Here is a 20,272-nt window from a genome sequence, read left to right as displayed (position 1 = left end):
ATGTTTGTTTTATAAAATCAATACTATGCAAAAGTTAGCTAAGAGAGAAGAACAGATTATGCAAAGTTTGTGGAAGTTAGAGAAGGCTTTTATTAAAGAAATTATTGAAGAGCTTACAGAGCCAAAACCTCATTATAATACAACCGCAACAATTGTAAAAATCCTTGAAGAAAAAGGGTTTATTAATCATGTAGCTTATGGCAATAGTTTTCAATATTACCCTCTTGTATCTAAAGATGAATATCAAAAAGAAGTATTAGGAGATGTAGTTCATAATTATTTTGATAACTCACCATTAGCATTGGTTAAATTTTTTGCTAAAGAAGAGAAAATAAACTCAGAAGAATTAGAAGAAATCATCAAACTGATCAAAAACAAGAAATAATGAATTATCTTATACATAGCTCGGCTTTGATAGGATTATCCTATATGGTCTATACACTTTTTCTTTCTAAAGAAACTTTTTATCATCTAAATAGATGGGTGTTATTATCCTTAATAGTTCTCTCACTAACATTACCCTTTATAAGTATTCCTGAGAACTTATCTTTTAAGTCACTAAATCATTCAGAACGTATACTGCCACCCACAAAAAATATAACAACAACAAATCCATCTATAACAGATAATTTAGAACCAATTTTAGATGATACTGTTACAAAAGACACTACAACCACAAGTAGCGCGAGCATTGATTTTGATTGGAGATCGATTATAAAATATATCTATATTCTAGGTATTTTAGTTTTTGGGATCCATTTCTTGATACAACTAGGTGTTTTACTGTATCGAATGATAAAATATCCTACCGTAGAAGTTGATAACTATAAAATTATTGAAACTAATAAAAAACATGCCCCCTACTCTTTTTGGAATCGAATATTTATGAATCCAAGTCAATATGCTCCTGATACTTATCTGCAAATTTTAAAACACGAACAAGTACATATAAAAGGTAAACATAGTATTGATATGTTATTGGTAGAATTACTTGTCATGTTGCAGTGGTTCAATCCATTTGCGTGGCTTTACCGCAAAGCAATTGACAATAATTTAGAATATCTTACCGACAATAACATGCTCAATATCGGAGAAGATCCCGAAGTATATCAAATGAACCTTTTAAAAGTCTCGACTCCCGATATGCCTACTGGCTTGGCAACAAGTTACAATCAATCATTTCTCAAAAAACGAATAATCATGATGAATTCAAAAAAATCAACAACAAAATCTGGGTGGAAATACCTAATCATTATTCCACTACTTGCTATTACAGTACTCTCTTTTAATCCCGTACAACCTAAACAAACTCTTAGCAGTACAATTGAAGAAAATGTGAATACCCAAATACAAACACAAGTAAAAATTCTAAATCAAAATGATTTTACAAAAGGAGTTTGGGATGCGGAAGTTGGTGGAGGAAAGCTCTGTATAATGTTTAGAAATGCAGAACCTTTAAAACGTAGTTTTTGGTCCACTACCAGATGTTATGACCCTTCATTTTTTGCTAATTTTCCAAAAGGAGACAAACAGCAACTTGCTATCACAAAAGATGCCGGAACTTTAACATTTATAGGAGAATTCGACAATACTCTAGGAGATGGTAGATATACCTTTACTCCAAATACAGCATTTATACAATCATTAAAAAAATACGGTTTGACTGTAGAAGAAAATGATCTTGTTCATTGTTTTCTTACCGGTTTTGATACAGCTTATCTTGATTATCTAAAAAAAGAAAAATTGGATATCAATCAAGATGATTTTGAGGATATCATTCACAAATCTCTTCCTTTAGACAAATTAAAAATGTATCGAAAAGAGCTTGAAAAAATTGGATATCAAGACTACACAATGGAAGAAATTAGTAAACTCAATTTATTTAATGTAGACATTCCCTATATAAAATTTATTAATAGTATTACTAATGACAAACAACCGTTAAAAACCATTACTAAAGCTAAAATTCATAATTTATCTAAAGAATTTGTAAACGCTTACAAAAAGAAAGGATTTAATTCAATAGGGCTTAAAGAATACATGAATTTAAGTATTCACAAAGTAACTCCTGAATATATGGATTCTTTCAAAAAAGCAGGATACACGGACGTTTCTATTAAAGAAATAAAAAACCTAAAAATACATAATGTAACTCCAGAATTTATTGACAGTTTTAAAAAGATAGGCTATCCAAATATATCACTAAAGGATGCCAAGAAACTTAAAATACATAATGTTACACCAGCACTTATAAAATCGTATAAAAAAGCTGGTCAAACCAATATCACACTACAAGAAGCTATTAAACTAAAAATTCATGATATCAATCCCTCACATGTAAAGGCTATCAAAAAGAATTCAAAAAACAAAAACGGGTATCAAGATCAAAAATCTAGTTCTACCAATAGTATGGGATCAGGAGACTTAAATGATGATCAACAAAACCCAAACGAGTTTATTAAACGTTTTAAAGCATTAGGATATGAAAATGCATCAATAGATGAAATTATTGCCTTAAAAATACACAATGTAACTCCTGAATTTATAAAAAAGTATAATGACGCAGGATACAAAAACATACCTCTAGACGAGGTGGTTGGTTTAAAAATACATAACGTAACGCCAGAGTTTATTAATTCATTCAAAAAAGCGGGATATAAAAATATTTCTTTGGATGATGCTCGTTCTTTAAAAATCCATAATGTTACCCCTGATTTTGCATCTGCCTATAAAAAACTTGGGTATACAAACATTTCTTTAGACGACGTCAGAAAACTCAAAATACATAATGTTACTCCTGAGTACATTAAGAAGTTTAAAAAAACACAATTTAGCGACCTTTCTTTAAATGAAATAACTTCATTTAAAATCCATAATGTAACTTCTGAATTTGTAAAATCTTTTAAAGACTTAGGGTTTACAAACGTTACAGCAGATCAAGCAAGAAGCTTAAAAATTCATGGAGTTACCCCAGAATTTGTAAAAAAACTAAAAGACGAGGACCCTAATATTTCCTTAGATCAAGCCATTAGAATCAAAATTCATTTTTAAAAACAGTTTATCAGTAGCCAAAACACATTCAATCAATCAAAAAACGAAAAAGATCATTAGCTCATTTGTTAATGATCTTTTTTATTTGAAAATAGTTTTTATTAGATATTCTTATAAAATTAACAATAAACTCATTACTTCACCAAACCACACTACTGATTGTTAGTTAATTATGAATTATTATTTGTATCTTATACACTTAATCAATTATGTATGAATTGCATTAAAAACAATTCTGGTAACACAAAAAACACTATACTCATGAAATTTAATTCTTTCCTAAGAATAGTAATATCTATTCTTATCACTAGCCTAAGCTTTGGGGAGATGATTGCACAACCCAATGCCCCTTCTGGAAAAAAATGGCAAGCTGTAAATGAACTCACAGACGATTTTAATTCGTTTAATAGTAACAAATGGCAAAAAGGACATCCCTATTGGGCAGGGAGATCCCCTAGCCAGTTTAATAACAATAACCTATCCTGGCAAAATGGAAATTTAAGGCTAAAAGGAACCTTACGATACCCAAACAGACAAGGAGATTTTATATGGACTGCATGTCTGACCTCTAAAGCTAAAAGTTTCAAAAAAGGCATGTATGCCGAGGCTCGAATCAAAAATGCCGATATGGCTATTGTATCATCTTTTTGGATGCAAGGAAATTATAGTGAGATTGATGTCATCGAAAATTGGGGTGAAGTTAAAAACAACCAATGGAGATACCTTGACTACACCATGGAAATGAACACCCATTATTATCCTAAACCATGCGGATGGCCATGCGATAAAAAAACACCAAAACATGCAACTAATCCAGGAAATGTAGGCAATTCTGCTGAATATGCAGTTTATGGCGTTTGGTGGGTGGATAGTCGTAATATACGATGGTATCGAGACGGTGTGCAAGTTGCAAGCGTTACATTATCTCATGATTTTAATGAAGATATGTACATGTTTTTTGATATGGAAGCCTTTACTTGGGGACCAGGTCTTCCTTCAAATAATGACCTAAACAACGGAAATAAAAACACAGCTTTTTATGACTGGGTTCGCACATACCGCCTTGTTAATGGTGATTCTCCAGGTGGAGGTGGTGGTTCATTATCAGCACTGAAAGGAAACAATGGTAAATATGTAAGTTCTGAAAATGGAACAAAACCTATGAATTGTAATCGAAATAGTATTGGAGCTTGGGAGAAATTTGATATTTCTGTTGTGGGTTCTACTAACGGAAACGATATTGTAACCCTTAAAGGTAATAATGGTAAATATGTAAGTTCCGAAAATGGAAGTAAACCCATAACATGTAATAGAAACAGTGCATTAGGTTGGGAAAAATTTGAACTCATAAACCACGGTAACAACGTTTATAGCTTTAAAGGAAATAACGGAAAGTACATAAGCTCTGTAAATGGTAACGGCGCAATGACGTGTAACAAAACAAACATTGGTGATCAGGAAAAGTTTGCCATTCAATTTGGTTTATCAAAAATATTTGCAAATGATACTAATGCAGGATTCACAATGTCACCAAATCCAAGTTTAGGAAAACAAGTCACCTTAAACTTAGGGCAAGCCGAAGAAACAAGTGCTTTATCGATCTATGATATTCAAGGAAGAGAACTAATCAATACTACTTTTAAAGGCTCACAATATCAAATTGATAAAAGTGTCCTAAGGTCCAGAGGGCTATATTTGATTAAAGTTAAAAATTCGTCTGGAGAATATTTAAAAAAACTAATTCATTAATAGTAAGTTATTTCTAAAACATAGTAAAGGCTGTTAACTCCCATATTAACAGCCTTTATCCTTCTTTCATTTAACACTCAAAAAACTTTGGAAATTTAAGTTTCCAAAGCTTAATCTTTATACTCTTGGTAAATCTCCTTCTCCTTTTAGTGGCAAATTTGATGCTCCCATTAAATATGAATCTATATGATGAGCCGCTTGTCTACCTTCTGCAATAGCCCAAACGATTAATGATTGTCCTCTTCGTGTATCACCTGCGGCAAAAACTCCTTTCACATTAGTTGCATAATCATTTTCTGTTGCTTTGATATTTGTTCTTGCATCCATTTCAATTCCCAATTGCTCTGCAATTGTAGACTCTGAACCTGTAAACCCTAAAGCTAATAATGCAAGTTCACATTTCCATTCTTTTTCTGTATTAGGAATTTCTTTTAAGGTAAATCTTCCATTTTCTTTTACCCATTCTACCTCAGAAGTAATCAATCCTTTTAAATTTCCATCTTTATCCCCTAAAAATTCTTTGGTCGAGATGCTCCAGTTACGCTCAACCCCTTCTTGATGAGAAGAACTTGTACGTAAGCGCATTGGCCAGAAAGGCCACGGCTGATTAGCCGGACGCTCTGTAGTACCTTTACCCATTATCTCAAAATTAGTTACAGAAGACGCTCCATGACGCACAGAAGTACCAATACAATCAGACCCTGTATCTCCTCCTCCAATAACAATTACATTTTTATCTGTGGCTAAAATTTCTTCTCCTAAATCTTTGATGCCATCAACTCTTCTGTTGTTTTGTGGCAGAAAATCCATGGCTTGCACAACGCCTTTTAAATCTGACCCTTTAACTGGTAAATTACGGCGTACTGTAGCTCCTGTACACAACGCAATAGCATCAAAATCTTCTTTTAACTGATCAGCAAGGATATCTTTTCCTATTGCAGTATTCGTTTTAAATACAATACCTTCTTCTTCTAAAACTGTAATTCGGCGATCAATGACATTCTTTTCCATTTTAAAATCGGGGATACCATATCGCAATAATCCTCCTACTTTTTCGTCTCTTTCAAAAACAGTTACCAAATGACCCGCTCTATTTAATTGTTGAGCTGTTGCTAAACCTGCCGGACCTGAACCGATAACAGCTACAGTTTTTCCTGTTCTTTCTTTAGGAGGGTTTGCCTTTACCCATCCATTTTTAAATGCCTCTTCTACAATATTTTTTTCAATATTCTCTATGGTTACCGGGTCTTCATTAATTCCTAACACACATGCTTCTTCGCAAGGTGCTGGGCATAATCGTCCGGTAAACTCAGGAAAATTATTTGTAGAATGTAGTATGTTAGCCGCTTTTTCCCATTTACCACGATAAACAGCATCATTAAAATCGGGTATTAAATTTCCTAATGGACAACCGCTATGGCAAAATGGAATACCACAATCCATGCAACGTGCTCCTTGATCTTTAAGTTTTTTCTCTGGCATGGCCACAGTAAACTCCTTATAACCTTTTACGCGATCCTTAACAGGTTCGTACTGTTCGATCTCTCTTTCAAATTCTAAAAATCCAGTTATCTTTCCCATGTTTACTATCGTTTATGCTTGTGCTAATTTTTCTTCTTCTAATCTCTTTAGTGCTTGCTTATATTCTTCTGGGAATATTTTTATGAATTTTGACACTTCTTTTTCCCAATTTTCAAGAATTCGTTGCGCTAATGGACTTAATGTAGCATTATAATGATTCTCTATTAGTGTTTTTAGCTCTTCAATATCTTGTTGTTCAACAACAGGATCAAGATTTAAGGCTTCCTTATTGCAATGTGCTTCAAAGGTCTTTTTATCATCGTAGATATATGCTATCCCTCCTGACATACCTGCTCCAAAATTTCTACCAACTTCTCCCAATATAACTGCAACTCCACCTGTCATATATTCACAACCATGGTCTCCTATTCCTTCTACAACTGCTTTAGCTCCAGAGTTACGTACACAAAAACGTTCTCCCGCTTTACCATTAATATATACTTCGCCGGCAGTAGCACCATAAAGAGTAACATTACCAGTAATTACATTTTCTTCTGGAATAATAGTAGCTTCTTCCGGAACTTTAATTATTAATTTTGCTCCAGAAAGTCCTTTTCCTAAGTAATCGTTGGTGTTACCATTTACAACCATAGTTAATCCTTTTGTTGCAAATGCTCCAAAACTTTGTCCGGCTGCCCCTGTAAAGTTTAATTTCAATGTATTATCTGGTAATCCCTGGGCTCCATATATTTTTGAAATTTCATTACTTAAAATAGCTCCTACTGCTCTATCAGTATTGCAGATATCGAAATCTATTGTTGTTTTTTCTTTTCTAAACAATGCAGGATGCGCTTGTTCTATAATTTCAAAATCTATTGATTTTCCAAGTCCATGATCTTGTGTTTCTGTATTATAAATAGCTACACCTTCTGGCGCTTCTACTTGGTGTAAAATAGGTGTAAGATCGATACCTGCAGCTTTATAATGTGCAATAGCTTTATTATGATCTAATTTATTTACTTGCCCCACCATCTCATCAACAGTTCTAAATCCTAATTGTGCCATAATCTCACGTAATTCTTGAGCGACAAAATACATGTAGTTTACCACGTGTTCTGGTTTACCTTTGAATTTCTTACGTAGTTCAGGGTTTTGCGTAGCAATACCTACCGGACATGTATTTAAATGACATACCCGCATCATTACACAACCTGAAGCCACTAAAGGTGCAGTGGCAAAACCGAATTCTTCTGCTCCTAATAGACAAGCTACAGCAACATCTCTTCCTGTTTTTAACTGCCCATCACACTCTAACACAATACGACTACGTAGATTATTACCCACCAAAGTTTGTTGTGCTTCTGCAATTCCTAACTCCCATGGCAGTCCTGCATGTTTTAATGAAGTTAATGGGGATGCTCCTGTACCTCCATCAAAACCAGAAATTAATACCACATCTGCTTTTGCTTTTGCCACACCAGCAGCAACAGTTCCCACACCCACTTCTGAAACAAGTTTTACATTGATTCTAGCATCTCTGTTAGCGGATTTTAAATCATATATTAATTGTGATAAATCTTCAATTGAATAAATATCATGATGTGGCGGTGGCGAAATCAATCCTACATATGGAGTAGAGTTTCTTGTCTTTGCTATTTCTGGGTTTACTTTTGGTCCTGGCAACTGCCCCCCTTCTCCAGGTTTAGCCCCTTGTGCCATTTTTATTTGTATTTCGGCAGCACTGGTTAAATAATTTGAAGACACTCCAAATCGTCCCGAAGCAACTTGTTTTATTGCACTATTTTTCCAATCTCCATTTACATCTTTATAAAAACGAAGTGGATTCTCCCCTCCTTCTCCAGAGTTACTTTTACCACCAATACGATTCATAGCAACAGCTAGATTTTCATGAGCTTCTTTACTAATGGACCCATAAGACATTGCTCCTGTTTTAAAACGTTTTACAATCTCTGTCCACGGTTCTACCTCATCAATTGAAATTGGATCATAGTTAGAAAATTCTAACAATCCACGAATTGTCATTAAACTCTTTGATTGTTCATTAATCAATTCGGCATATTCTTTATATGTATTAGGGTCATTATCTCGAACTGACTTTTGCAATTTTGCAACTGACAATGGATTAAATTGATGCTTTTCTCCATTACGTCTCCAGCGATACTGTCCTCCTATTTCTAATTCTAAATCTGCTGCTACTTCTTGCTCTACGTATGCTTTTTTATGACGTTTAGCAATCTCTTTCTCTAATTCATATAATCCAATACCTTCAATTCGTGTTGCTGTATTGGGAAAGTATTGATCCACAACTTTGGTATTAATCCCTATACATTCAAAAAGCTGTGAACTTCTATATGAATTTAAGGTAGAAATCCCAATCTTATTCATCACCTTAAGCACACCTTTACCAACGGCTTTATTATAATTTTTAATAGCTTCGTCGACCGTTATCCCTGTGATATTATTTTCTTGGATCTCTTCCCCAATAATTTCATTTACCATATAAGGATTTATTGCGCTAGCTCCGTATCCAAACAATAAAGCAAAGTGATGAACCTCTCTTGGTTCTGCAGATTCTATGATAATACTTACTCTAGAACGTTTTCCTAGTTTTTGCAATCCACTGTTTACATATGAACATGCCAATAATGCAGGAATCGGTCCTCTATGCTTACTTACATTTCTATCAGACAGTATAACTACATTAGTCCCCTTATCGATAGCATCAGACACATTGTGAAGTAAAGTTTCTAATGCATCTTCAAGACCATTTAACCCTCTGTTTACATTATAAAGTATAGGAATAGAACTAACTTTAAATCCTTTATCTGTATATGTCTTTATTTTATCAAGATCTTCCTTAGAGATTACAGGATTTTGAATTTTTAATTTATTACAATGTTTTTCATTAATATCAAAAATATTATGATCAGCTCCTAATGTTAAACTTATATCTGTAATTAACTCTTCACGAATACCATCTAATGGAGGGTTAGTAACTTGAGCAAATAATTGTTTGAAGTAATTATATATTAATTGAGGACGCTCAGAAAGAACCGCTATAGGCGTATCAGATCCCATCGATCCTATTGGTTCTTTACCTAATTGTCCCATTGGGGCAATAATTGTATCTATATCTTCTTGCGTATAACCAAAAACAGCTTTACGTTTTGTTACTGTTTCTTCACCTAAAAACAATGGGCAATCGTTATACGGAATATCTTTTAAATGAACTAAATTATTATCTAGCCATTCTCTGTATGGATGTTTAGAAGCAATTTTTTCTTTAATTTCTTCATCGTTAATAATTCGCCCTTCACTCATATCAACCAAGAACATTTTTCCTGGTTCTAATCTACCGTGATATTCTATATTACTAGGTTCAAGATCTACAACTCCAGTTTCTGAAGACATGATCACATATCCATTTTTAGTAACACTATATCTAGAAGGTCGTAACCCATTTCTATCTAGTACGGCTCCTATATAATTTCCATCTGTAAAAGGAATAGAAGCTGGACCATCCCATGGTTCCATAGCACAAGAGTTGTATTCGTAGAAAGCTTTTTTTGCTTCAGACATGTCTGGGTTTTTTTCCCAAGCTTCTGGAACCATCATCATCATAACTTCTGGTAGCGATCTTCCTGTCATTAACAACAATTCTACGACCATATCCATAGAAGCAGAATCTGATTTACCTTTTAACACTACAGGTAATATGTTTTTAATATCCTCTCCAAACCAATCGCTCTCTAAGAGTTCTTCTCTAGATCTCATTCTTGTCACGTTACCGCGCAACGTATTAATTTCACCATTATGACACATATATCTAAAAGGTTGTGCTAAATCCCAAGTCGGAAACGTATTGGTTGAGAATCGCTGATGCACTAGAGCTAGCCTTGTCACCACCTTTGGATCCATAAGATCGGTATAATATAATTTAATATCCTCTGGCATTAAAAGCCCTTTAAATATTAAAGTCTTTGTAGACAAACTTGGTAAATAGAAAAATTTACTTTCAGAAAGTTTAGAACCATATATAGTATGTTCTGTAACTTTTCTCGCCGTGAATAGTTTTAAATTGAAATCAAAATAGCTTTGCTCATCACTTGATTTACCAATAAAAATTTGTTTAATAAATGGTTCTGTCGTTACAGCTATCTCTCCCAAATGAATATGGTCTACAGGAACATCTCTCCAACCCAATAACTCTAATCCTTGATCGACAATATTTTTTTCAAAAGTATCGATGCAAAATTTTCTTTGGTTTTCTTTTTTAGGAAGGAATACATTACTTACTGCATACTCTCCCGCCTCAGGCAAATCAAAATCACAGTTTTCTACAAAAAAATCATGAGGAATGTCTATTAGGATACCTGCTCCATCTCCTGTCTTACCATCTGCACTTACTGCACCACGATGTTCTAGTTTTTCAAGAATTTCTAATGCTTTGTGTATAATGTCATTTGATTTTTTCCCTTCTAAACTACATATAAATCCAGCACCACATGCGTCGTGTTCGAATTCTGGTAGATACATTCCTTGTTTCTTCATAATATTTTCCGATCTAATTGTGAACTATTCTTGAATTTTGATGTTTCAAGAGTTTGAAATTAACAAATCATTAAGGAATGAAAAAGAAAACAGAACCATTCTACTTCACTTTTTTGAGCTACATAAAAAAAGTGCCACTTATATAAAATAATCACAAAATAATGATCTCTGATTACGAATTTGATAACGCGGTTTTTGTTAAATAACCTCAATAAAATTAGGGTTTCACCAAAATTATAGCCTTTTGATAACCAATTACTTCAAATGAAAACGTTTTCGTATTTATCATCTACTAATCAAGTATGAAATCTTCAATTTTAAATAGAAAAATTACATACCCCCAATTTTTTAGGGGGTAAATATTATAAAATGATAAAAATTACGTCTTTACCCTATAAAATTTGGATGTAAAATATAATTTCACATATTTTTGACCTGAATTTAACATTAATTTTAACTTTTATTCTATATGAAAAAAATAGAAGCAGTCATCAGAAGGTCTAAATATCGAGTTGTAAAAGAAGCTCTTCACGATAAAGGAATAACATTCTTTTCATATTGGGATGTAACTGGTGTAGGAAACGAACAAAAGGGAAGTGTATACAGAGGAGTATCATACAGCACAACAGATATCCAAAGACGATATTTATCTATAGTAGTCAATGATGATTTTGAAGAAGCTGCTATTTCTGCTATTCTAGAAGCAGGAAAGACTGGAGAAGTTGGTGATGGAAAAATCTTTGTTTCGGATGTAAATGAAGCTTATAGAATTCGTACTTCAGAAAAAGGTGGAGGCACCTTAAATTAAGTCTTTATTATCATTAACCCAACTGAAAACAAAAAATAACTTTAATAGTATTTAAACAATGGAAATGTTAACTATAAACAATGTATGGATGATGGTGTGTACAGCACTAGTTTTTTTCATGCACTTAGGATTTTCTTTTTTAGAAATAGGATTAACTCGTCAAAAAAACACAATTAATATCTTATTTAAAAACGTCTTTATTATCTGCGTAGGTCTTTTACTCTATTGCTTAGTAGGATTTAATTTAATGTACCCAGGTTTTGAAGAAGGTGCTGCTGGATTTTTAGGTTTTGCAGGTTTTGGATTAGATTCTCCATTAACTGCTGAAGGAGCACTTGATCTTACGTATAACGAAGGGTATACCTATTGGACAGATTTCTTATTTCAAGGAATGTTTGCCGCTACAGCAGCAACAATAGTTTCTGGAGCTGTTGCAGAACGTATCAAACTAGGAGCTTTTATGATATTCACTATTATATATGTAGGTTTAGTATATCCAATTGTAGGTTCATGGCAATGGGGAGGTGGATTTTTATCTACATTCAAGATTGGTGAGACTGAAGGTTTTTATGATTTTGCTGGTTCTACATTAGTACATTCTGTAGGAGGATGGGCAGCTTTAGTAGCAGTATATTTATTAGGATCAAGAATAGGAAAATTTAGTTCTGATGGGAAGCCACAGGCTATTCCTGGACATAATATACCTTTAGCAGCAGCAGGAGTGCTTATTCTTTGGTTAGGATGGTTTGGATTTAATGGTGGTTCTGTTCTTTCTGCAGATGCAGCAGGTACATCTCTTACTTTAGTAACTACATCTTTAGCCGCTGCGGCAGGTGGTGTAGTAGCATTTCTTGTATCTACTTTATTATATAAGAATTATGACCTTACTATGTTTTTAAATGGAATCCTTGGTGGATTAGTAGGTATAACAGCTGGGGCTGACCAAATGAGTCCAACAGATGCTGTTTTAATAGGTGCAATTGCAGGTGCAATTATAGTTTTTGGTGTTGCTTTAATTGATAAATTAAAATTAGACGATCCTGTTGGTGCCATAGCAGTACATTTAATTTGTGGTATATGGGGAACTTTAGCTGTAGGTATTTTTGGAGCTAAAGCAGGTTTCGATCAATTTTTAATACAAGGAGTAGGTGTATTATCGGCTGGAGTATTTTGTGTAGCAACTTCTTTTATCATCATCTTTGCACTTAAGAAAACTATTGGCATTAGAGTTTCTGAAAAAGAAGAAATCGATGGTTTAGATGGCCATGAGCACGGTATGGATGCTTATCCAGATTTTAGAATTAATCAACATTAGACTAAAGTATAAAATTTAGTTTTAGTAGATATTGTATAAAACCGGGAGATCGTTGATCTCCCGGTTTAGTTTTATTTGATGATCTGTAATGATAAAGGGTATGATGGTGGTTCTCCATTACTGGCTTTAATTGCATTAAGTATTGGAAAAACAAAACATAACAAAGCGATAAGCATCAATCCTAATATACCAACGCCAAACAATAATATTAAAGGCACACATACTATAGCATAAATAAACATACTAATCTGAAAATTCATAATAGATTTACCATGCTCATCCATAGCTAACACTTTTTCTCTTTGCGTTAGCCACAGTAGTAAAGGAACAATAAATCCTCCAAAGCCTGTTACAATATCTAATAACTGTGATAAATGGGTAATAACCAATACTGATTTGTCCTGTCTCATAATTTCTATACGTTTTTGATTGATTGATGAATTGCTAATATTATTAGCATATATCTATATGACGAAAGAATCTATATTTTGTTACAGCATAAAAAAATACATCCTAAAAATTAATTTAGGATGTATCTTTAATAATCTAATGTCTTTTGTTTATTTTTTAATTTATTATTAATTTTTGAGTAGATAATCCATCCTCACTATCTATTCTAATCAAATAAATACCTTTTCCTAATGATAAACTTTGCGCTGATACTATATTAACACCGGGCTTAAGTTCTTTTTGCCCCACTTTTCTTCCAAGAACACTATAAAAAGTCGCGTTAATATTACCTTTTACGTAATCATTAATATAAATTGAAAATCTAGATTTTGCAGGGTTAGGGTGAATTCTTGTATTAAATAAACTATTTTCGCTTTCATCTCCTAATATTGGTGTTACAGACTCTAATGCCGAAATTAAACTTTCAGCTGTAGCCGATTGTCCACAAGAACCCTCATAAATTTTCACATTTGAAAATATAGAAGTATTACCAGAACCTGCATCATTATCATTAATAAAAACTAACTGATTCATATTACCAGTATAAAAATTACCAACAGGAATTGTATATTTCTTTGTACCACTTGTATAATCATCATAATTTGTTACTCCATAATTCTGAGTACCATGTACTTTGAAATAACGATTTGCTGTTAATGCATTGTCATCATCAAAACCAACGGCATGAATCTCTCCTTCAGCACTACTACTAAAATCAAATTCAAGTACTGTATTTGCTGTCACGTTATAATTAAGTGTTATATATTTCCAAGTGTTATTTGATAATGACAATCCCGAACCACCACTTACAACTGATGAATTATTACCTGAAGAATCCTGATTAGCATACGCATTAATTTGGAAATCGTTAAAGTTTAACGTTGGACAACTTGGATCTGGATTTCCTGTTCCGTTTTGAATAGCAACGGCATCTATAGCGATATCACTTTGCCAGCCTTGTCCACCATCACCAGTTACTGCATTAAATCGTAATTGCACGCTTGCTTCACCTGCATAAGAAGAAAGATCTACATCTGCAGCATTCCAATCCGAACCTTGCGCTCCCGTTCTATTAAATACAGATACCCAATTTCCTGTATTATTCGTTCTTGCTTCTACAGCAAGACTTTCTATTGCACTACCAACCATGTGATATTGAAATGTTAATTTTGGTGACGTTAAACTTCCAAAATCTAAACACGGTGAGTTTAAAATTGCACGCTTATTAGGATAACCTGTTCCGTTTCCAGAAGCTTCTACATAAAGATAAGTTGAACCATCATTAGCTGCACTTGGACCTGTACCATTAGAAGGTGTCCCCCCAGAGTTTCTTGTCCAGTTAATATCATCTCCCGAAGTAGCTTGTTTCCATTGACCAAGATTACTTTCAAAACTTTCACTAAAAGGAAAAGAAGAAACATCACCGGTACACTCATCTGTTGGTGGATTACCTCCTCCATCAAGCCCCATAGCATCCCAAAATGCAGGAATAGTCGCTCTTTCTCCAGAATTAGAACCTCCTGATCCTGTACATCCTCCATAGGCATGAACTCCAATGGCATTTCCTGTAGCGGTATCAATTATAGGGCTACCAGAGTTTCCTCCTGTTGTATCTGTTCTATATCGCACAAAAGTATTTGTAACTGAACTAAGAGGTCCGGTATGGATTTGTTGTGTTTGATTATCAATACCAGTATCTGTACCAAAACCTGTTATTGTGATATTGTTCCCTGGTGCGCTTTGCACTACATTAAACGATTTACCTTGTGCTTGAATAGGTGTTTGGCCTGTTAAAGAATTTGCGCTTGCTGTAAAAACTGCCCAGTCATTTGCTTGACTTGGTTGATTTGTATAAGGAGTCACAAAATTTCCTATTGGATATTGATCTTCTGGTCCAGGATGTACGATAGTTCGGTCAGGATTAGATTTAGGCACATTAAACTCTATAATCTCTGCCCTGCTACTTACGCAATGTCCTGCAGTTACTAATTTACCATTGGTGATAATCCACCCAGTACACCCAATTGGAACTATTCTTCCAATTGCTGCATCGTTTGAATCTACTCTATCATCTACTGATCCACATTGAGATTTAATCTGAAGAGAAGGGTCTCCAACTGCTAGTTCCATAACATCTAACCCAATAGCGGTTTCACCTGGAGCAATTGACAATTCTAAAATAACACTATCCCCGTTAAAGTAGGCACTAGAGTTTTTCCAATCTTTAATATTAGCGGTAGTTAGTATCTGTTTTGCACCATCAAGTTTGGAAGTAATAGTCAAGGTACTATTTACACCTAAATTAACATCTTTAAAGAATAAACGTAGCCAAATTGCATCTTTCTCTGAAATGGTTTTGGTTATAACCTGAGCACTACTTTTTCCAATGTTATCTCCTGCTCTCAATGTTAAGCTTGAAGCTTTAATATGCTGAGGCAAGCCTCCTGTTTGCCCCCAATTAAGTAATGGTAAACACATGAAAGCCATGAGCATAAGTACTCCAAATCTTCGAAAGGAATAACGGCCCTTAAATTTTGTTAAGTTTTTTGAGTTTGTGTTGTAAAAATTCATACGAATAAGATTAAAATTTATTGGTTAAGACATTAAATTCGTTAGTTAATTAAATGGTCATAACTTTTGTTACAACTATCTTGTATTCCATATTACGAACTAATTATCCAATATTTTAATCAGATAGAAAGGAAAATTTTTCTCTTATTTTTTTTCTTCCAGATGATATGAAAGATAGTAATGCAGTGCACACTATTGCAATTGAGTTACAATATAAGAAAGAAAAACAACTCTTCAAAAAAAGATATCTTCCAAAATTTATAGTAATTATATTAATGTCTATTTTTGCACTTCATTGCATAAAAAATGATCACACAAGATACTATAGTAGCATTAGCTACACCTTCTGGAGCTGGAGCAATTGCCGTAATCCGAATTTCTGGTAAAGATGCTATTACTATATGCGCTCCCCTATTTAAATCCATTCATGATAAAGATCTCAGTGTTCAAAAAAGTCACACAATTCATCTTGGACATATTATTGATGGAAACAGAATATTAGACGAGGTATTAGTATCTATTTTTAAAGGAACTAGTTCATATACGGGAGAACCTACTATAGAAATTTCATGTCATGGTTCTACTTATATACAACAGGAAATTATTCAACTTTTACTTCGTAAAGGATGCAGAATGGCCAATGCGGGAGAATTTACTTTACGTTCTTTTATTAATGGCAAATTAGACTTATCTCAAGCCGAGGCTGTAGCCGATCTTATCGCATCAGACTCTGAAGCTTCACACCAAATTGCAATGCAACAAATGCGAGGTGGATTTTCTAATGAAATCCAAAAACTGCGAGAAGAATTACTCAATTTTGCTTCACTTATAGAATTAGAACTTGATTTTGCCGAAGAAGATGTTGAATTTGCAGATCGAACTCAATTCAAAAATTTAATTTCAAGAATTATAGATGTATTAAAACGTCTTATCGATTCTTTTGCCGTTGGAAATGTTATCAAAAACGGAATACCAGTAGCTATTGTTGGAGAACCTAATGTTGGTAAATCTACTTTGCTAAATGCTTTACTTAATGAAGAGCGCGCTATTGTTTCTGATATTGCAGGAACAACACGTGATACTATAGAAGATGAAATCAATATCGGCGGTATTGGATTTAGATTTATAGATACTGCTGGGATTAGAGACACTAAAGATGTAGTTGAATCGATTGGTATCAAAAAAACTTTTGAGAAAATTGAACAGGCTCAAGTAGTTATTTATTTAATAGATAGTTATAACCTGACTACAGAAAGTTTACTAGAAATAAAAACTGAAATTGGTAAAATTAAAAATCAACACCCGCAAAAACCTTTGATTATTGTTGCCAATAAAGTAGACAAATTAAATGATTCTCAAATTAATGTATTAACTACCGAAATTGAAAATATTCATTTACTCTCTGCTAAGAAAAATATAGGAATTGATGACTTACAAAACAAACTCTTAGAATTTGTAAATACTGGTGCTTTACGCAATAATGATACGATAGTAACGAATACTCGACATTATGACGCCTTACTAAAGGCCTTAGAAGAAATTCAAAAAGTACAATATGGCTTAGACTCTGGATTATCAGGAGACCTAATGGCTATCGATATTAGACAAGCCCTATATCACTTTGGTGAAATTACTGGTGAAATTACGAGTGATGATTTACTAGGCAACATCTTTGCTAATTTCTGTATTGGAAAATAGGTTTCTTTTAGCAGGTTTTTGTTTTCCTTGTGTTTTACTTCCTTTAGATAAGTTTTAATTTCTCAATTCTGAAGGATACAAGATCTTCATCATCATCTTCGATATATTCTGAATAAGTAATTTCAAAACTCTTGTCCTTAAACCTATCTGATTTAAGATCGAATTTTCTAATAACATTAGGAGATACTTCCTCAAATACGATAATCTCTTCGTTATCCATTACAAATTGATAGTATCCGTCATAGTATTTCTTAAATACTCCAGACTCTACATTTTGATTAATAATTGAGCCATTCATGTTTGTTAATTTTCGTAATTCAGTTTACAAGGTTTAAATAAAGATTTCACTACTTTTTTATCTGATTTTCCCGTAAATTTTACGGTATCTTTCCAATACACCCACTCGATTTTTCTCAACTTATGTGGTTCAGCAAGCAAAAATGGTTTTGTATAATCACTACACAAAAAAAATTACATTAAAGAACCATATTGATTTGTTTTCTAACTCTTATATTTTGTAATAGTAATTTTTTAAAATAGAGTCCATTTCTTTTTCTCCCTTACTAATTTGTACTGCTAATTGCCATAGTTCTTCATCTAGTAACCCAATTAATGGTTGCTTTACTTTTGATATGTACTTAAAAGCTTTTAGTAATTTTTTATCCCAAGACTTATGATATCTTAATAAGTCATCAGGATACACAATTTTTCTTTTTGTTCCTTCGTCGATACCTCTAAAAGGATTATCAATATTTAAATAGCCATAATCATCTGTTAATTGTTCTCCAGGATGAATATCCCGAATAGCTAGTTCAAAATTATAAGCTGTAGTGAGACAATTGGCATTAAAGCTATGATTTACAAAGCGTCCATTATCCCAACATAACACCTGATTCCCCAAATTATTTTTATAGGCGTAAGTTTCTAAAATATTCTTATATACAGGTTCTAATACTTCATATTGATCTGGAGTGAACTCACGATCAAACTTATCTAATATCCAAGTAATCGTTCCAATGGGAATTATTTTTTTAGCAACTACACCGTAACCAATTTCATTGCTTATAAACCGTATTTCTGTATCGGGGTGTATCATCGTTTAAATTTTAATTTCTTTTCGATAGCTTCAATCATAATATTAGCTATATCCAATCCGGTAGCATTTTCTATTCCTTCTAGTCCTGGTGATGAATTCACTTCTAATAATAAGGGTCCTTTATTGGATCGAATAATGTCAACACCAGCTACTGGAAGATTCAAAATCTTAGCCGCCTTAATCGCTAGTTTACGCTCTTCGGTAGTTATTTTGATTTTAGAGGCCGATCCACCTTGATGAATATTAGCTCTAAATTCTCCTTTTGCAGCTTGTCTTTGCATGGATGCTACTACTTTTCCGTTTACCACAAAACATCGAATGTCCTGTCCATTAGCTTCTTTTATAAATTCCTGTACAAGAATATTAGTTTGTACACTTTTAAAAGCGTTAATAACACTTTCTGCAGCCTTATTTGTTTCTGCCAGTACAACTCCTTTTCCTTGAGTACTTTCTAAAAGTTTAATTATTAATGGAGCACCATTTACCATTTTTATTAAATCTTTTGTATCTAAAGGCGATTTTGCAAATCCAGTTATTGGAATATGGATATCATGTTTGGCAAAAAGCTGGGTTGCCAATAGTTTATCTCTGGATTGGGTAATCGCTTCTGCTGTATTCAAGCAAAAGGCTCCCATAGAATCAAATTGTCTTATTAAGGCGCACGCATAAAATGTCATTGAGGGTCGTATCCTAGGAATAATAGCATCAAACTCATCAATGATGTTCCCTCCGCGGTACCGTATTTCAGGTTCTGTAGCATCTAATTTCATATAAGCTTGCTCTACATTTAGAAATACCATTTCGTGACCTTTGGCTATACCTGCTTCAACGATACGTTTATTACTGTACAATTCTGGATTGCTAGCCAGTAATGCAATCTTTAGTCCTGATTTTTCTTTAAAAAAGGGTCTATACTTTGTTAGAATTTCTTCATTTGTAAAATTTTGCTGTGCAAAACTAATAGATGGGTTTACAATGTATCTATTCATAAGGGCTTCACGTCCTAATAACATTCTAAATTCCATTGCGTCACGATTCGCAAGTGTAAGTTCAATATCAAAGGTTGTATCACCCAGATTCACAGGTGTTTTGATTACAAAACGCTGCTCGGAAATACCTGATGAACTTTTTACTATACGTTTATCGTGTATTTTAGTTTCACATCGAATCACGATACTTCTATTATCCTGAATAGGGTTTACCTCAAAACGTACCCATTCTTCGGTTCCTTTATGAATAAGTTTAATATTATTTGCTTGTATAGAAGAGGTTTTTGCTCCAGAATCCACACGTGCCTTTATTGCGGGTATTCCAAACTCTCCGAATACACACCATTCTTCACTTCCTATTATTTTTAGGTCGTTATATATTAAAGTTTTTACCACTTGATTTGTTTTCTTATATATTTAGTTCCTGAGAGCTCTCGTAAAAGAGTTCATCA

General features: G+C 33.4%; 13 protein-coding genes. 6 read left to right on the top strand and 7 right to left on the bottom strand.

The window, feature by feature from the left end; genetic code table 11:
* Window positions 1-25 precede the first annotated feature (25 nt).
* The 3 genes from D1816_RS01100 (at window position 26) to D1816_RS01090 (ending at window position 4,800) form a co-directional block, all read left to right on the top strand.
* Window positions 26-385, top strand: a complete 360-nt coding sequence (locus D1816_RS01100; RefSeq protein ID WP_066311911.1) for a BlaI/MecI/CopY family transcriptional regulator — start codon at window positions 26-28, stop codon at window positions 383-385.
* Window positions 385-3,051, top strand: a complete 2,667-nt coding sequence (locus D1816_RS01095) for a M56 family metallopeptidase (protein WP_118500860.1) — start codon at window positions 385-387, stop codon at window positions 3,049-3,051. Before D1816_RS01100 ends, D1816_RS01095 begins: the two co-directional genes overlap by 1 nt.
* 213 nt (window positions 3,052-3,264) lie before the next feature.
* Entirely contained in the window at window positions 3,265-4,800 is a 1,536-nt protein-coding gene (locus D1816_RS01090) for a T9SS type A sorting domain-containing protein (RefSeq protein WP_118500859.1), read from the top strand.
* Between the two features lie 117 nt (window positions 4,801-4,917).
* Here the strand turns inward: D1816_RS01090 and D1816_RS01085 are convergent, their stop codons facing one another.
* Together D1816_RS01085 and gltB are read right to left on the bottom strand one after the other, a co-directional pair.
* The gene (locus D1816_RS01085) at window positions 4,918-6,381 is read right to left on the bottom strand and encodes a glutamate synthase subunit beta (protein ID WP_118500858.1); all 1,464 of its coding nucleotides are present in this window, start codon (window positions 6,379-6,381) and stop codon (window positions 4,918-4,920) included.
* Window positions 6,382-6,393: 12 nt separating this feature from the next.
* Window positions 6,394-10,893 carry a glutamate synthase large subunit gene (gltB, locus tag D1816_RS01080; RefSeq protein ID WP_066311918.1) on the bottom strand — a complete coding sequence of 1,500 codons (4,500 nt, stop codon included), beginning with the start codon at window positions 10,891-10,893 and terminating at the stop codon, window positions 6,394-6,396.
* Between the two features lie 469 nt (window positions 10,894-11,362).
* On the opposite strand from gltB, the gene D1816_RS01075 reads away from it, so the two are divergent.
* Both D1816_RS01075 and D1816_RS01070 read left to right on the top strand, forming a co-directional pair.
* Window positions 11,363-11,701 carry a P-II family nitrogen regulator gene (locus D1816_RS01075; RefSeq protein ID WP_066311920.1) on the top strand — a complete coding sequence of 113 codons (339 nt, stop codon included), beginning with the start codon at window positions 11,363-11,365 and terminating at the stop codon, window positions 11,699-11,701.
* 58 nt (window positions 11,702-11,759) lie between these two features.
* Entirely contained in the window at window positions 11,760-13,016 is a 1,257-nt protein-coding gene (locus D1816_RS01070; protein ID WP_118500857.1) for an ammonium transporter, read from the top strand.
* A 71-nt stretch (window positions 13,017-13,087) separates the two neighbouring features.
* Here the strand turns inward: D1816_RS01070 and D1816_RS01065 are convergent, their stop codons facing one another.
* Entirely contained in the window at window positions 13,088-13,426 is a 339-nt protein-coding gene (locus D1816_RS01065) for a DUF4870 domain-containing protein (protein WP_118500856.1), read from the bottom strand.
* 157 nt (window positions 13,427-13,583) lie between these two features.
* Window positions 13,584-16,037, bottom strand: a complete 2,454-nt coding sequence (locus D1816_RS01060; RefSeq protein WP_118500855.1) for a trypsin-like peptidase domain-containing protein — start codon at window positions 16,035-16,037, stop codon at window positions 13,584-13,586.
* 306 nt (window positions 16,038-16,343) lie between these two features.
* Between D1816_RS01060 and mnmE the strand changes: the two genes are divergently transcribed.
* A complete protein-coding gene (gene mnmE, locus D1816_RS01055; RefSeq protein WP_118500854.1) occupies window positions 16,344-17,735 on the top strand; it encodes a tRNA uridine-5-carboxymethylaminomethyl(34) synthesis GTPase MnmE in 1,392 nt (463 codons plus the stop codon).
* Window positions 17,736-17,778: 43 nt separating this feature from the next.
* Here mnmE and D1816_RS01050 read toward each other — a convergent pair whose 3' ends face one another.
* The 3 genes from D1816_RS01050 to rimK all read right to left on the bottom strand — a co-directional run bounded on the left by D1816_RS01050 (window position 17,779) and on the right by rimK (window position 20,216).
* Window positions 17,779-18,033 (bottom strand): hypothetical protein, encoded by a 255-nt coding sequence (locus D1816_RS01050; protein ID WP_066311934.1) that lies wholly within the window; start codon window positions 18,031-18,033, stop codon window positions 17,779-17,781.
* Between the two features lie 210 nt (window positions 18,034-18,243).
* Entirely contained in the window at window positions 18,244-18,831 is a 588-nt protein-coding gene (locus tag D1816_RS01045) for an SET domain-containing protein (RefSeq protein WP_066311936.1), read from the bottom strand.
* On the bottom strand, window positions 18,828-20,216 hold the full coding sequence (rimK, locus tag D1816_RS01040; protein WP_233565298.1) for a 30S ribosomal protein S6--L-glutamate ligase: 1,389 nt from the start codon (window positions 20,214-20,216) through the stop codon (window positions 18,828-18,830). The genes D1816_RS01045 and rimK overlap by 4 nt, the downstream gene beginning before the upstream one ends.
* Between the last annotated feature and the right edge of the window lie 56 nt (window positions 20,217-20,272).

It is taken from the genome of Aquimarina sp. AD10, from assembly GCF_003443715.1.
GTDB classification, from domain to species: domain Bacteria; phylum Bacteroidota; class Bacteroidia; order Flavobacteriales; family Flavobacteriaceae; genus Aquimarina; species Aquimarina aggregata.
This window is presented reverse-complemented; position numbering and strand designations above follow the sequence as displayed.

What these genes read in the sequence shown, in the direction of transcription:
- D1816_RS01100 (WP_066311911.1), top strand. Translation starts at nt 26, where the DNA reads ATGCAAAAGTTAGCTAAGAGAGAAGAACAGATTATGCAAAGTTTGTGG.
- D1816_RS01095 (WP_118500860.1), top strand. Translation starts at nt 385, where the DNA reads ATGAATTATCTTATACATAGCTCGGCTTTGATAGGATTATCCTATATG.
- D1816_RS01090 (WP_118500859.1), top strand. Translation starts at nt 3,265, where the DNA reads ATGAATTGCATTAAAAACAATTCTGGTAACACAAAAAACACTATACTC.
- D1816_RS01085 (WP_118500858.1), bottom strand. Translation starts at nt 6,381, where the DNA reads ATGGGAAAGATAACTGGATTTTTAGAATTTGAAAGAGAGATCGAACAG.
- gltB (WP_066311918.1), bottom strand. Translation starts at nt 10,893, where the DNA reads ATGAAGAAACAAGGAATGTATCTACCAGAATTCGAACACGACGCATGT.
- D1816_RS01075 (WP_066311920.1), top strand. Translation starts at nt 11,363, where the DNA reads ATGAAAAAAATAGAAGCAGTCATCAGAAGGTCTAAATATCGAGTTGTA.
- D1816_RS01070 (WP_118500857.1), top strand. Translation starts at nt 11,760, where the DNA reads ATGGAAATGTTAACTATAAACAATGTATGGATGATGGTGTGTACAGCA.
- D1816_RS01065 (WP_118500856.1), bottom strand. Translation starts at nt 13,426, where the DNA reads ATGAGACAGGACAAATCAGTATTGGTTATTACCCATTTATCACAGTTA.
- D1816_RS01060 (WP_118500855.1), bottom strand. Translation starts at nt 16,037, where the DNA reads ATGAATTTTTACAACACAAACTCAAAAAACTTAACAAAATTTAAGGGC.
- mnmE (WP_118500854.1), top strand. Translation starts at nt 16,344, where the DNA reads ATGATCACACAAGATACTATAGTAGCATTAGCTACACCTTCTGGAGCT.
- D1816_RS01050 (WP_066311934.1), bottom strand. Translation starts at nt 18,033, where the DNA reads ATGAATGGCTCAATTATTAATCAAAATGTAGAGTCTGGAGTATTTAAG.
- D1816_RS01045 (WP_066311936.1), bottom strand. Translation starts at nt 18,831, where the DNA reads ATGATACACCCCGATACAGAAATACGGTTTATAAGCAATGAAATTGGT.